At 71.8% G+C, this 12,693-nt stretch carries 13 protein-coding genes; 7 read left to right on the top strand and 6 right to left on the bottom strand.

From position 1 onward, the window contains the following. Window positions 1-43 precede the first annotated feature (43 nt). The gene (locus ACQPZ4_RS32175) at window positions 44-592 is read left to right on the top strand and encodes a hypothetical protein (RefSeq protein WP_433043812.1); all 549 of its coding nucleotides are present in this window, start codon (window positions 44-46) and stop codon (window positions 590-592) included. An 11-nt stretch (window positions 593-603) separates the two neighbouring features. On the opposite strand, the gene ACQPZ4_RS32170 is transcribed toward ACQPZ4_RS32175, so the two are convergent. Then, window positions 604-1,488 (bottom strand): UbiA prenyltransferase family protein, encoded by an 885-nt coding sequence (locus tag ACQPZ4_RS32170; RefSeq protein ID WP_433043809.1) that lies wholly within the window; start codon window positions 1,486-1,488, stop codon window positions 604-606. Window positions 1,489-1,525: 37 nt separating this feature from the next. Between ACQPZ4_RS32170 and ACQPZ4_RS32165 the strand changes: the two genes are divergently transcribed. Together ACQPZ4_RS32165 and ACQPZ4_RS32160 are read left to right on the top strand one after the other, a co-directional pair. Then, window positions 1,526-1,699, top strand: a complete 174-nt coding sequence (locus ACQPZ4_RS32165; protein WP_433043806.1) for a proline racemase family protein — start codon at window positions 1,526-1,528, stop codon at window positions 1,697-1,699. Then, window positions 1,696-2,538: an ornithine cyclodeaminase family protein gene (locus tag ACQPZ4_RS32160; RefSeq protein ID WP_433043803.1), complete on the top strand. Its 843-nt coding sequence runs from the start codon at window positions 1,696-1,698 to the stop codon at window positions 2,536-2,538. Before ACQPZ4_RS32165 ends, ACQPZ4_RS32160 begins: the two co-directional genes overlap by 4 nt. On the opposite strand, the gene lysS is transcribed toward ACQPZ4_RS32160, so the two are convergent. Then, a complete protein-coding gene (lysS, locus tag ACQPZ4_RS32155) occupies window positions 2,500-4,155 on the bottom strand; it encodes a lysine--tRNA ligase (protein WP_433043800.1) in 1,656 nt (551 codons plus the stop codon). The two genes, ACQPZ4_RS32160 and lysS, sit on opposite strands and share 39 nt — an antisense overlap. Before the next feature lie 231 nt (window positions 4,156-4,386). Here lysS and ACQPZ4_RS32150 point away from each other — a divergent pair, with 231 nt between their 5' ends. After that, window positions 4,387-5,736, top strand: coding sequence for a chitosanase (locus ACQPZ4_RS32150; protein WP_433043797.1), 1,350 nt, complete (start codon window positions 4,387-4,389; stop codon window positions 5,734-5,736). A 230-nt stretch (window positions 5,737-5,966) separates the two neighbouring features. On the opposite strand, the gene ACQPZ4_RS32145 is transcribed toward ACQPZ4_RS32150, so the two are convergent. Both ACQPZ4_RS32145 and ACQPZ4_RS32140 read right to left on the bottom strand, forming a co-directional pair. Beyond that, window positions 5,967-6,269, bottom strand: a complete 303-nt coding sequence (locus tag ACQPZ4_RS32145) for a hypothetical protein (protein ID WP_433043794.1) — start codon at window positions 6,267-6,269, stop codon at window positions 5,967-5,969. A gap of 262 nt (window positions 6,270-6,531) precedes the next feature. Continuing rightward, entirely contained in the window at window positions 6,532-8,775 is a 2,244-nt protein-coding gene (locus ACQPZ4_RS32140) for a putative bifunctional diguanylate cyclase/phosphodiesterase (RefSeq protein ID WP_433043791.1), read from the bottom strand. A gap of 104 nt (window positions 8,776-8,879) precedes the next feature. Here ACQPZ4_RS32140 and ACQPZ4_RS32135 point away from each other — a divergent pair, with 104 nt between their 5' ends. Continuing rightward, window positions 8,880-10,103 carry a D-alanyl-D-alanine carboxypeptidase family protein gene (locus ACQPZ4_RS32135; RefSeq protein WP_433043788.1) on the top strand — a complete coding sequence of 408 codons (1,224 nt, stop codon included), beginning with the start codon at window positions 8,880-8,882 and terminating at the stop codon, window positions 10,101-10,103. Here ACQPZ4_RS32135 and ACQPZ4_RS32130 read toward each other — a convergent pair. After that, complete coding sequence (locus ACQPZ4_RS32130; protein WP_433043785.1) at window positions 10,087-10,788, bottom strand: hypothetical protein; 702 nt, start codon at window positions 10,786-10,788, stop codon at window positions 10,087-10,089. The genes ACQPZ4_RS32135 and ACQPZ4_RS32130 overlap by 17 nt on opposite strands. Before the next feature lie 61 nt (window positions 10,789-10,849). Here ACQPZ4_RS32130 and ACQPZ4_RS32125 point away from each other — a divergent pair, with 61 nt between their 5' ends. Then, a complete protein-coding gene (locus ACQPZ4_RS32125; RefSeq protein WP_433043782.1) occupies window positions 10,850-11,329 on the top strand; it encodes a hypothetical protein in 480 nt (159 codons plus the stop codon). On the opposite strand, the gene ACQPZ4_RS32120 is transcribed toward ACQPZ4_RS32125, so the two are convergent. Next, window positions 11,222-12,235 (bottom strand): helix-turn-helix transcriptional regulator, encoded by a 1,014-nt coding sequence (locus ACQPZ4_RS32120; protein ID WP_433043779.1) that lies wholly within the window; start codon window positions 12,233-12,235, stop codon window positions 11,222-11,224. The two genes, ACQPZ4_RS32125 and ACQPZ4_RS32120, sit on opposite strands and share 108 nt — an antisense overlap. A gap of 52 nt (window positions 12,236-12,287) precedes the next feature. Between ACQPZ4_RS32120 and ACQPZ4_RS32115 the strand changes: the two genes are divergently transcribed. Further along, a complete protein-coding gene (locus tag ACQPZ4_RS32115) occupies window positions 12,288-12,692 on the top strand; it encodes a RidA family protein (protein ID WP_433043776.1) in 405 nt (134 codons plus the stop codon). Window position 12,693 lies beyond the last annotated feature (1 nt).

The following is a 12,693-nucleotide window of genomic DNA, read 5'->3' as shown; positions in this document are numbered from 1 at the left end:
CTCACGGCCACGGCACCGTCAGCCACTGACGATCGCCGCGATCGTGAGCGCGGTCCTACTGTTGTGCACCGGCGCGTCGGTCGGGACTCCGGTCCGGACCGGCGCGCTGGTCGCCGCGCTCGTGCTCGCTGCGCTGCCGGTCGCGGTGGTCGCGGTCCTGACGCTGCTCAATGTGCGCAATGTCGCGCTGAACCGAGCAGCCGACGGCACGGTCGAGTCGGTGGCCTGGACGGGCCGGCGCACGATCGTGCACCGCCCGGACTCGGTGCGCGTCCACGCACTGCTCGGCAAAACGCGCAACGGCGAACCGCACGTCATGAGCAACCTGCTGGTGATCGCCGCGCGCGGCGAGCCGACGCCGATCGTCCTGGTGCCGCAGTGGTGGCCGAAGCCGGACCTGGACCGGCTGACGACGGCGATCCGGGTGCCGGTGGAGTACGCGGATCCCGAGACGCCGGGGCAGTTCGCGGCCCGCTACCCGGGCGCGCGGCTGCCGTGGACGCTGCGGTTCGGGCTGTGGTTCCCGCTGCTCATCGTGCTCGCGGTGACGGCCGCGCTGATCGGGTGGATCGCGCTGCTCAACGCGCTCTGACGGGGAGCGGTTCAACCGGCGGCGCCGATGTAGGCCAGGGCGAATCCTGCTGTCGGCACCCCGAACAGCACCGACAGCAGGGCCAGCCGGACGATCGACGGGCGCCACGTCAAGGCGGCGTACGCGGCGACGAGGACCGGCGCCATGAACAGCTGCGGCACCAGGGTCGAGCGCGGCACCAGAACGTCCAGAAACGCGCAGCCGAGCGAGAACGCAAGCGCGCATGTCCAGATGAGCACGCCGCACCAGAAGGCGAAGCGGCGGCCGTACCGGACCGCGAACGTCGTGTAGCCCGCGTCCGCGTCGGCCGCGAGGTCGGTCACCGTGGTCGGGATGTAGAGGGCCGCCGCGAACAGGAAACCGATCAGCGCGAACTGCCACGGGAAGCCCCACGGCGCGCGCGACACCGCCCAGCCCGCGGCCGGGGACACGACGCCGACGACCAGGGCGTTCACCGCCACGTCCCAGCCGGGGCGGGTCTTCAAACGCAGGGGCGGCACGCTGTACGCCCACCCGAGCGCGAGCACTCCCGCCACCCCGAGGACGAACAGGGGGCCGACGAACCAGGCGGTCGCGAGACTGAGGACGGCCGACAGGCGGTACCAGAGCAGCAGGCGCGAGACGGAGACCCTGCCCGTGACGAGCGGCGCATCGGCCTTGCGCGGGTTCAGGCGGTCGCTCGGCAGGTCGTGCAGGTCGTTCTGGGCCAGCACGGCGCTCCAGATGAGCGGGCCGAGCACCAGCAGGGCGAGCAGTGCGCGAAAGCGCTCATCCGGAAGCCAGGTGTGCGAGGCGAGCACGGTGCCGAGGTAGGCCGGAACCCAGGAGACCGGCCAGAACCACGGCCTCGACACGGCGATGAGCGAAACGGCCGGACGATCCAACACCCCCGTCATGGGCACTAGAATTCACCAGGTGAGCTGTGGTGATGCTGTGAGGACGGTCGATTTCCACACGGGCGTCGGCTCGCGGTTTACCGCGGTGGCCACCGGCGGGCCGGGCGCGACGATCGTCCCGGTCATCAGCGGCATGGCGTACCCGACCGGCGAGCACACGTTCATCGTCGACCCCGACGATCCGCTCACGCCGGGATTCGTGCTGCGGTGACGATCCCGTACTACGACGCGGCCGCCATCGAGCGCCTGCTCCCGCCGCGCCGGGCGATCGAGGCCATCGAGGACGCCCTGCGCGCGGGCCTCGACCCGGCGGCCGGCGTGTCGCGCACGTCGATGGCGCTGCCGGCGGGGGAGCTGCTGCTCATGCCCGCCGCCTCGGCGACCCACGCCGGCGTGAAGGTCGTGACCGTCGCCGACCGCGGCAGCCCGCGGGTCAACGCCGTCTACGTCCTGTTCGACGGCGGCACCCTGCGCCCGGCCGCGCTGTTCGACGGGGCCGCGCTCACCACGCTGCGTACCCCGGCGGTGTCGATCGCGGCGGTACGGCCGTTTCTCAAGCCCCGCCTCGACGCCGTCGTCTTCGGGGCCGGTCCGCAGGGCCTCGGCCACCGCGCCGCGCTCGAGGCGGTCGCCGAGCTCGGCACCGTCGACATCGCCCGGCGCGGGACCGGCGTGCCGGCGTCGATCGCGACCGCCGACGTGATCGTGTGCGCGACGACGGCCCGGGAGCCGCTGTTCGACTCGGCGCGCGTCAAGGACGACGCGGTGGTGATCGCGATCGGCTCCCACGAGCCGGACGCGCGCGAGGTCGACGGCGCGCTCTGTCACCGCGCGACCGTGATCGTCGAGGACGTCGCGACCGCCCTGCGCGAGTGCGGCGACGTGATCATGGCCGGCCTGAGAGCCGACGAGCTGGTCACCATGAGCCGTCCCCGGAAGAACAAGGACGGCCCGGTGCTGTTCAAGGGGTCGGGGATGGCGTGGCAGGACCTCGTCGTGGCCCAGGCGGTGCTACGCGCCGACGAGGGTGCGCACCCGGTCGGCGCCTAGCGAGAGCAGCAGCGTCGGCAGGCGGGGACCGGACTCGCGGGAGACCAGCAGCCGGTACAGCAGCGAGAAGAACTCCCGCTGCGCCACCTTCAGCTCCGGCGTCGGCTTGGTGTCCATGGGCAGGCCGAGGCGGATCTTCGGCACGCCGTACACGAGGCTGGTGAGGCCCTCCAGGGACCACTGCGCGCCGAGGCGGGAGGCCAGCAGGGCGAGCGCCGCCCGCTGCTCGTCGTCGAGGGAGGCCAGCAGCTCCGCGTCGGGTTCGCTGCGGACGTGGGTGCGCGACTCGTCGGGGACGTAGGTGGTCACCCAGCGCACCGCGCAGTCCAGCCGCGGCCGGGCGTCGTCGAGCAGGACGATCGGGTTGTCCGGGTCGATGTCGGTGAGGATGCGCAGCATCTGGTCCGGGTCGCCGACGGTGATGTCGGCGACGGAGGCGAGCATCCGGTACGGCAGCGGCCGCGGCGTCACCGGCAGTGGCCCGGCGGCCGTGCCGATCGCGCGGTGGTAGGCGGCGGCGTCGGCCGGCGGCGCGGTGCCCTCGCCGACCTTGCGGCCCAGCGTGTCCCACTCGTCGTAGATGCGCTGGATCTCGTCGTCGAACGCGACCTTGAACGCCTGGTTGGGCCGGCGGCGGCTGTACAGCCAGCGCAGCAGCGGCGCCTCCATGATCTGCAGGGCGTCGGCCGGGGTCGGCACCCCGCCCCGGGAGCTGCTCATCTTGGCCTGGCCGGCGATGGCGACGAACGCGTACATCGGGCCGATCGGCGGCTTGGCGTGGAAGATCTCGGCGACGAGCTGCGAGCCGACGACGTAGGACGAGCCGGGGGAGGTGTGGTCGACGCCGGACGGCTCGAACTGCACGCCCTCGTAGGCCCAGCGCATCGGCCAGTCGACCTTCCACACCAGCTTGCCGTTGCGGTGCTCGGTGAGCAGCACGGTGGCGCCGTGGCCGTAGGAGCAGGTGTAGGTCAGCTCGGTCGTCTCGTCGTCGTACGCGGTCACGGTGGTCGTGTCGCGGTTGCAGACCGAGCAGTACGGCCGGTACGGGTAGTAGCCGGTGGCGCCCTCGCCGTCCTCGTCGTTCTCCTCGGCGGCGATCTTCGTCCGGTACTTCCCGAGCACCCCGTCGATGTGCGCCCGTTCGCGCATCGCGAGCAGGATCTGCTCCGTGTAGGCGCCGGAGCGGTACATCTCGGTCTGGCTGATGCCGCGGTACTGCACGCCGAGCTCTTCCAGCGACGCCGCCATGGCCGCCTTGAAGTGCTCGGCCCAGCTGCCGTAGGGGCTGCCGGCGGGGGCGGGCACGGCGGTCAGCGGCCGGCCGATGTGCTCGGCCCAGGACTCGTCGACGCCCTCGACACCGGCCGGGACCTTGCGGAAGCGGTCGTAGTCGTCCCAGGACAGGATGTGCTCGACGTCGTGCCCGCGGCGGCGGATCTCGTCGACGACCAGGTGCGGGGTCATCACCTCGCGCAGGTTGCCGAGGTGGATCGGGCCGGACGGGCTCAGGCCCGACGCGCAGACGATGGGCTTGCCGGGGGCGCGGTCCTGTGCGGCCGCGATGACCTCGTCGGCGAAGCGGGCTACCCAGTCGTCAGCGATACCGTGCGTCACCCCGATATTCTGCCGGACCGCGCCAAGCCGTTTTCAGTCGGCCCCCGCCAGCGCCTCGATCTTGCCGAGAGCGGCATATGGACAAATCCGGTCAAATATGGTGAAGAGGTGGAATCCAGCGGCGAGCCATAACATGAAATGAAATCAAGTTTAGGTCGATTGACATCGAGGCGCCCCGATCGAACGATCTGGCAGGCAGGTTGCCTATCAGACTTCGTACGGAGGCATCTCGTGAAGCACCCCCTCAGGCTGGCTGGCCTGGGCGCCGCGGCACTGCTCGCCGCCGGCACCGTGACGACCGTGGTCGTCATGCAGGGCGCCGACGCGGCCACCGAGACCCTGCTCTCGCAGGGCCGGCCGGCCGCCTCGTCGTCGGTGGAGTCCTCGTCGCTCGGCGCCGCCCTCGCCTTCGACGGCAACACCGGCACGCGGTGGGCCAGCGCGGAAGGGTCCGACCCGCAGTGGGTCCGCGTCGACCTCGGCGCCACGCGCCGGATCACCCACGTGAACCTGCTGTGGGAGGCGGCCTACGGCAAGGCGTACCGGATCGAGACGTCGGCCGACGGCGACGCGTGGACCACCATCTACAGCACGACCAGCGGCAACGGCGGCACCGACGACCTCACCGGCCTGTCCGGTTCCGGGCGCTACGTGCGGCTCTACGGCACCGCGCGCGGAACACAGTGGGGCTATTCGCTGTTCGAGTTCAAGGTGTACGGCAGCGGCACCGAGAGCACGCCCAGCGGGACTCCGTCGAGCACCGGCGGTACAACATCGGCTCCTTCTGCTTCTGTCTCTGCTTCTGCCCCGCCCTCGGCGTCGCCCTCGCGCAGTGCCACCCCGACGAAGAGTCCCACCTCGGCGCCGGGCAAGGACCTGACCGACCCGCGCAAGAAGGACATCGCGATGCAGCTGGTGTCCTCGGCGGAGAACTCGTCGCTGGACTGGAAGGGGCAGTACAAGTACATCGAGGACATCGGCGACGGGCGCGGCTACACCGCCGGGATCATCGGCTTCTGCTCCGGCACCGGCGACATGCTCGAGCTCGTCCAGCTCTACACCCAGCGGGTCCCCGGCAACGTGCTGGCCAAGTACCTGCCGGCGCTGCGCAGCGTGAACAACAGCGATTCGCACGCCGGACTGGACCCGAACTTCACCCGCGACTGGAAGACGGCCGCCGCGGACCCCGCCTTCCAGCAGGCCCAGAACGACGAGCGGGATCGGGTGTACTTCAACCCGTCCGTCAACCAGGCCAAGGCCGACGGGCTGCGGGCGCTGGGCCAGTTCATCTACTACGACGCGATCGTCATGCACGGCCCCGGCAACAGCTCGGTCAGCTTCGGCGGCATCCGCAAGGCGGCCATGGCCAAGGCCAAGACCCCGGCCCAGGGCGGCGACGAGGCGACCTACCTCAACGCCTTCCTCGACGCCCGGGTCGCGGCGATGCGGACCGAGGAGGCGCACAGCGACACCAGCCGGGTCGACACGGCCCAGCGGGTGTTCCTCAACAACCGCAACTTCGACCTGAACCCGCCGCTGTCCTGGAAGGTGTACGGCGACAGCTTCTCGATTTCCAGTTAGGCCGGGGAGCTCCGCTCCACCCACACCCCCTCAAAATCTGCGCCAGGGCTCGACCGGCACCGGAAAGCGGTGCCGGTCGAGCCGGTTCTCGTCGGCTCTCATCGGGACTCGACACGCTTGTCCAGCATGACTGGCGGCTCTCATCGGCTTTCGGATCCAGCCCACTGGGCGGGCGGCATCGTGGTGGAACAGCTCGCCTCCCGGGCGATTACTGAGGTCCGGCGCGTGGGCTACACGGCGCCACCGTAGGCACCGAAGTCCAATCCGGTCGCGGGTTCGCCGTCACCGGCGAGGCCGAAGCGCTGGAAACGATCAAGGCGAACCGTTTCGTTCGCCCGTTGCCACAGGCGAGCCAGGGTGTTCAGCGCTCCTGGCTCACCGCGGTCGACCGCCTGGAACGCGAGAGGCTTGGCACCGACGAAATCGTCGGCGCGTTCGCGTGCGTCGGCAAGGTGCCTCCCCAGTGTGTGCAGCAGATCTGGGTCAGCAACGGTAGCGAACGTGGCCCACAGCTGTGAGCGGGCCACGAGCACCCCGACACGGGGCGGCGGCGTACGTCAGAGCGTCCTTGAGCCAGTCCTCGCCGAGTGAGTCCCAGTCGTGGTCGTCGAGATAGCCGGGCGTCGCGTGCTCCAGCAGAGCATGCGGTATCTCGAGGGGTACCCGAGGCGGCGGGCGTCGATGGCGACCTCGATGATCGCGCGGGCGGCCGGCGGGGCCGTGCGGTCAGCGTCCTCAGCCCGGCGGCGATCCGCTCGCCCAGGCCAGCGTCCGGCGGGTCGAGGTAGTACTGGGCTAGCTGGCGGTTTCGTGCTCGCGGGCGTCGCTGAGGATCTCCGAGATCGACTCGGCGGCGCCCGGGCGGGCGAACAGGTAGCCCTGCCCGAACTCGCAGCCGAGGTCCTGCAGGGTCGACCACTGCTCGGCGGTCTCGATGCCCTCGGCGACCGTCTGCAGTTGCAGCGCCCGGCCCAGCTGCACGACCGCCTCGGCCAGCGTGGCGTCGCCGCCCTGCTCGGCGTTGATGCCGTCGACGAACGAGCGGTCGATCTTGAGGATGTCGACCGGGAAGCGCTTGAGGTAGGACAGCGAGGAGTACCCGGTGCCGAAGTCGTCGATCGCCAGCCGGACGCCCAGGGCCTTGAGCCGGTCCAGGGTCTCGATCGTGGTGTCGGTGTCCTGCATGAGCAGCGACTCGGTGATCTCCAGGACGATCTGGTGCGGGTCGACGCCGGTCTCGGCGAGGATGCCGGCGACCTCCTCGACCAGCCCCTCGTGCTGGAACTGCCGCGCCGAGAGGTTCACGTTGACCCGGATCGCGGCCGCTGCCGGGAACTCGTCGCGCCAGGCGGCCAGCTGCTCGCAGGCCTGGCGCAGCACCCAGCGGCCCAGCGGCACGATGAGCCCGGTCGACTCGGCCAGGGGGATGAACGTCATCGGGCCGAGCAGCCCGCGCTCCGGGTGCTGCCAGCGCACCAGCGCCTCGACGCCGATGAGCCGGGAGGTCGGCAGGTCCACGATCGGCTGGTAGTGCACCACGAACTCGTCGCGGGCCAGGGCGTGCTCGAGCTCGGCGCGGTCCTCGGCCTCGCGCAGGATGCCCGCGTACATGGCCGGGTCGAACAGCGCGTACCGGTCGCGGCCCGCCGCCTTGGCCGCGTACATCGCCAGGTCGGCGTTGCGCAGCAGCTCGCCCGGGTCGGGCCCGTCCTCGCCGTCGCCGGCCTTGGCCGTGGCCACGCCGATCGAGGCCGAGCAGACCACGTCGCGGTTGCCCAGCCGCAGCGGCCGGCGGATCGCGGCCAGCAGGCGCTCGGCGAGGTCCATGGCCTCGACCTCGGAGACGTCCTCGACCAGGACCGCGAACTCGTCGCCGCCCAGGCGGGCCAGGGTGTCGGCGGCCCGCAGCTGCTGGTGCAGGCGCAGCGCGGTGGTGGCGATGAGCTGGTCGCCGGCGGTGTGCCCGAGGCTGTCGTTGACCAGCTTGAAGTCGTCGAGGTCGACCAGCAGCAGGGTGATCCGCCCGCCGCAGCGGCGGTTGCGGGCGATGGCGTGCTCGATGCGGTCGCGGAACAGGGCCCGGTTCGGCATGCCGGTCAGCGCGTCGGCGAACGCCTGCCGGGTCAGCTCCTCCTCGAGCTCCTTGCGGTGGGTGATGTCGCGGATGCTGATGACCGCCGCGTAGAGGGGCGCCTCGCTGGTGCGGTTGGTGCCGATGACCTCGACCCAGATCCAGGCGCCGTCGGCCCGGCGCAGCCGCGACTCGGCCCGCGCGGTGTAGCCGGTGCCGCCGTCGATGACCGCCTGCCACCACTTGGTGGAGGTGGCCAGGTAGTCGGGGTGGGTGATGTCCATGAGCAGCTCGCTGGTCATGAACGCGGGGTCGTAGCCGGTCACGGTGCGCACGGACGGGCTCGCGTACGTCACGCCGCCGTTGTCGCGGATCGCCAGTACCGCATCCGAGGAGGCTTCCAGCAGCGCCTCGACCTTGCCCTCGGCGCGGCGGCGGGCCCGGTCCAGGCGCCGGCGGTTGCTCGCCGTCTGCGCGCAGAACCAGGTGACGCCGACCATGAGCGCGACGGTCAGCGCGGCCAGGGTGCCGCTGACCGGGTGGTCGCGGCTCACGACCAGGCAGGTGTACCCGATGACGCTCAGCGCCCCGAACGTGATCACCGAGCGCAGTTCGGCCAGCGCCGCCGTCGAGGCCAGGATGATCATGACGCCGGCCGGATAGACGGTCAGGGCCTCGGCGTCGTAGGCGCAGAACGCGAGCAGCAGCAGGAGGTTGGCCATCCACCACCAGAACAGCGTGCGGGGCAGCCAGGCGGCATTGACGTACCGCCGCCAGGGGAGCAGGGCCAGCCCGGCCTGCGAGACGCCGGCCAGCAGCATGCCCGCGACGACCAGCGGACCGCCGTGCCAGTCCAGCTGCACCCGGACGGCGCCGATGAGGATGACCCCCACGGCGACCCAGGTGCCCAGCCTGATCTGGCGGGCCCGATAGTCGATCTCGTGCTGCTCGATCGCGCTTTCCGGCATGGTCTTGACTTCGGTGCGCCACGCCGGTTCCTGAGTGCGGTTCCGGTGCAGTCTCGTGATCGGTCTGTACAACGAGTCCCGTTCGGGTTTTATAAGCTCTGGCGATGGGAGTCTGGCGCCTTGGCGTCGCCGCTGTGGCCCTGTCCCTGACGGCTGGGCCGATGCCGCTGCTCGAAGCGTCGGCGGCCGCTGTCGTTCCGTGTCCGTACGCCTCGATCCCGAGCATCCCGCCCACGCCGCCGTCGCCGGAGCGGGACCCGGCCGCGCCCGTCGTCGGCGGCCCCGGCATGGCCACCACGGGCCTGGCGGCCCCGGCGGGGGCGCCCGCTCCGCCGACCACCGCGGCCATCTCGTGGGTCGTCGCCGACCTCGACACCGGCGAGGTGCTCGGCGCCTGCAACCCGCACCTGCGCCGCCGCCCGGCCAGCGTGCAGAAGCTTTTGCTGGCCGCGACGGTACTGCCCAAGCTCGATCCGAACCAGATCGTCGAGGCGACCCCGGCCGACCTCGACCTGCCCGGCGACTCGTCGCTGGTCGGCATGATCGTCGGCGGGAAGTACCCGGTCTCCACGCTGTGGTACGGGCTGCTGCTGCAGTCCGGCAACGACACCGCCAACGCACTGGCCCGGGTCGGCGGCGGCGACGGCGGGGTGCCGGCCACGATCGCGGCCATGAACGCCGAGGCGCACCGGCTCGGCGCCGACGACACCCACGCGGTCACCCCGTCGGGTCTGGACGCCCCGGACCAGTTCACCAGCGCCTACGACCTGGCCCTCATCGCGCGGGAGAACATGGATCGGCCGGCTTTCCTGCAGTACGACACGATGCTCACCTTCCAGTGGCCCGCCCAGCCGCCGAAGGACCCGAAGGGCTTCCAGATCCAGAACGAGAACAAGCTGCTGACGGAGTACCAGGGCGCGATCGGCGGCAAGACGGGCTTCACCGACGAGGCCCGCCACACGTACGTCGGCGCGGCCAAGCGCGGCGACCGCCGGCTCGTGGTGACCATCATGGGCGCCGAGATCGCCCCGGTGCGCGCGTGGAAACAGGGAACGACGCTGCTGGACTGGGGCTTCGCACAGCCGAAGGGCGCCGCCGCCGGCCACCTCGTCACGCCCGAGGAGGCGGCGAAGCTGCACGCCCCGCCGCCGTCGGCCCCGCCCAGCGCGCTCGCGGCCGCCGCCGGCCCCGCCGGGGCGCAGGGGCCGGCCGCGCCCGCCCGGACCCTGTCGCTGACGATCGTGCTGCTGGGCGGGCTGGTGGTGCTGTGCACGGGCGGTACCGTGGTGATGCTCCGCCGCGCCCGCCGGATCAGGGTCGATCAATGATCCCGGTGACCGCCTGACCGCACGCCGACTGCGCGTCACGCATGTGCCCGTCGAGGCTGGCGGTGAGCGTGACGGCGTGCTGCGCCCGCTCGGCGACGGGGGTGGTGGTGTCCTGCCGCACGGCGATCAGCCCGTCGACATCATCGGCGATCCCGATGAGGGCCGCCTTGAGCGACGGGTTGAAGGCCAGGCTCCCCGCGAACCGGCGGTTGTGCGAGTCCTGCTTGAGCTGCTCGTCCGCGGCCGTGGGGTCGATCGGCGCGCCACTGGTGAGCACGGCGGTCCACTCCTCGACGGTGGCGGCCTGCTTGCGGGTCGTCCCGTTGGGCAGGGTGTGGGTGCCGCCGAGGTCCTGGGCGGCGAGGCCGATCTGGCTGCAGGCCTGCTCCTTCTGCTTGCCCTCGTCGAACCAGGCCCGGACGACGCCGTAGCCGAGCAGGATCGCGAACGCGGTTGCCACGAGGGCCACGTACTTGCCGACCTTGCGCAGGACGCGCCGTGGCGGCTTCTCCGGCTTTTCCGGTGGGAGAAAGTAGGCCACCGGCGGGGGTGGCGGCGGCGGGAGGTACGCCGGCGGTGGCGGCGGCGGTGGCGGCGGGTACTCGTTCTGGGGCTGCTCCGCCGCGTCGAGGTCGACGTAGGTGGCGTACGGGTTCGAGGAGCGGCCGGTGGGAGCGGACGTCATGGGCCCTAGCTCGACCGGTGCGGGGCAGACCTGAGCGTTCCTCGCGCCCTACCATCGTCGGGTGAGTCTCTTCGGCAAGCGTGACGACTGGAAGCCGCCGCTGCGCCCGGACTGTGCCTGCCGGGAGCATGAGGAGGACGTGCTCGGGCTTGTCATTCCCAACGCGGACTGGGATGAGGACCCGACGTTCGCCGCGTTGCTGGAGACCGGGTCGCTCGGGGTGTCGCCGCTGGAGGCCGGGGATCGGTTCATGACGGTGCTCGACGGGCCTTCGCTGGGGCCGTTCCACTGGGTGATGTGGGCCGCGGACGAGATCTACGGGTGCTATGACGACGACGCCGAGCTTCCCGTTGACCGTGCGCTCGCCGAGCAGGCGGGGGTGGAGCTCGTCGAGTGGTACGACCGGGAGGAGTTTCGGGTCGGGGCGGCCGGGCTATGCCGGAGTGGGATGCTCGCCGTCGTCGCCCGGGCTCTGCTGGACCCGCGGATTCGCGTAGCGGGCGGCGATGGCGGCGGCGCGGTCGTGCAGGACGGCGCGTAGCCAGGGCGGGGACAGGACCTCGGCGCTCGCGGCCAGCTGCCACAGGGCCCACTCGGCGTGGCGGGCGTCCTGGAAGGTGACCTCCAGGCGCGCGCGGCCGTCGGCCTCCGACGACTCGGACCTGACGGCCAGGGCGGTGCCCGTCAGCATGGGGCGGCGCGCCGGGTGCAGCAGCAGCGTGACGGCCACCTGGTCGCCGCCGGTGCGGAAGCTGGTGCTGCGCTCGCGCCAGGCCTGGTCGAGGTCGACGTCGGCGGGGCGGTCGGCGGGCTCGTCCAGGACCTCGGCGGCCAGGATGCGGGCGAGCCGGTACGTGCGGTCGGCGCCGTCCCGGGTGGCCAGGAGGTAGCCCTGCTCGCGGACCGTGACCAGGCCGATCGGGTCGACGGTGCGCCAGCGTGGGGTCTGGCCGGCCGCCTCGTACCGGATGCGCAGTTTCTTTCCCGCGAGCACCGCGCGGCGCACCTCGGACGCCACCGTGTCGGCGATCTCCTCGGGGACCAGGCGCCGGGCGAGCAGGTCGGTCTCCGGGTCGATGAGCAGGCGCTGGACGGCGGCGTCGGAGCGGTGGCCCTCGGGCAGCGCGTCGATGACCTTGCGCATGGCGGAGGCGAGCGGCGCGCCGAGGCCGAACGCCTGGGCGCCGCGGCGGGAACCGGCCACCAGCAGCGCCAGGGCCTCGTCGTGGTTCAGGCCGGTGAGCTCGGTGTGGAACCCCGGGAGCAGGGCGAATCCGCCGTGCCGGCCGCGCTCGGCGTACACCGGGACGCCGGCCGCGGACAGGGCCTCGATGTCGCGCAGCACGGTGCGCGTCGACACCTCCAGCTGGCGGGCCAGGGCGGTCGCGGAGAGGCGGCCGTGCCGGCGCAGCAGCAGGACGAGCGAGACCAGCCGGTCGGCGCGCATGGTCTGGAATATACGACAGGAGGTGTCGTGATTCGCTGCGAGGCTTGCTGCCATGACGATGCAACGAACACCGGTCAACCCGTGGGCGTGGTCGGCGGCGTTTGGCTACCACCAGGGCGAACTCGTGTCCGGCGCGGCGCGGACGCTGTACTGCGCCGGGCAGACGGCGATGAGCGCCGACGGCGAGCCGCAGCACCCCGGCGACATGGCGGCCCAGATCGCGCTGAGCGTGGACAACCTGGAGGCGGTGCTGGACTCGGCGGGGATGGCGCTTGCGAATCTCGTGCGCCTCAACGTGTACACCACTGACGTCGACCTGCTCCTCCAGCACTACGGCGCGCTGGGCTCGCGGCTGGCCGCGGCCGGCGTCGCTCCGCCGTCGACGCTGCTCGGGGTGGGCCGGTTGGCGCTTCCGGTGCTGCTGGTCGAGCTCGAGGGTACCGCCGTCGCCTCCTGAC

The organism is Dactylosporangium sp. CS-033363 (assembly GCF_050942475.1).
Lineage (GTDB): Bacteria > Actinomycetota > Actinomycetes > Mycobacteriales > Micromonosporaceae > Dactylosporangium.
The sequence above is the reverse complement of the archived record's forward strand: the minus strand, read 5'-3'. Positions and strand labels throughout refer to the sequence as shown.

Excerpts from the sequence above, each read along its gene's own strand:
- ACQPZ4_RS32170 (WP_433043809.1), bottom strand. The coding sequence starts at position 1,488 with ATGACGGGGGTGTTGGATCGTCCGGCCGTTTCGCTCATCGCCGTGTCG.
- ACQPZ4_RS32140 (WP_433043791.1), bottom strand. The coding sequence starts at position 8,775 with ATGCCGGAAAGCGCGATCGAGCAGCACGAGATCGACTATCGGGCCCGC.
- ACQPZ4_RS32135 (WP_433043788.1), top strand. The coding sequence starts at position 8,880 with ATGGGAGTCTGGCGCCTTGGCGTCGCCGCTGTGGCCCTGTCCCTGACG.
- ACQPZ4_RS32130 (WP_433043785.1), bottom strand. The coding sequence starts at position 10,788 with ATGACGTCCGCTCCCACCGGCCGCTCCTCGAACCCGTACGCCACCTAC.
- ACQPZ4_RS32120 (WP_433043779.1), bottom strand. The coding sequence starts at position 12,235 with ATGCGCGCCGACCGGCTGGTCTCGCTCGTCCTGCTGCTGCGCCGGCAC.
- ACQPZ4_RS32115 (WP_433043776.1), top strand. The coding sequence starts at position 12,288 with ATGACGATGCAACGAACACCGGTCAACCCGTGGGCGTGGTCGGCGGCG.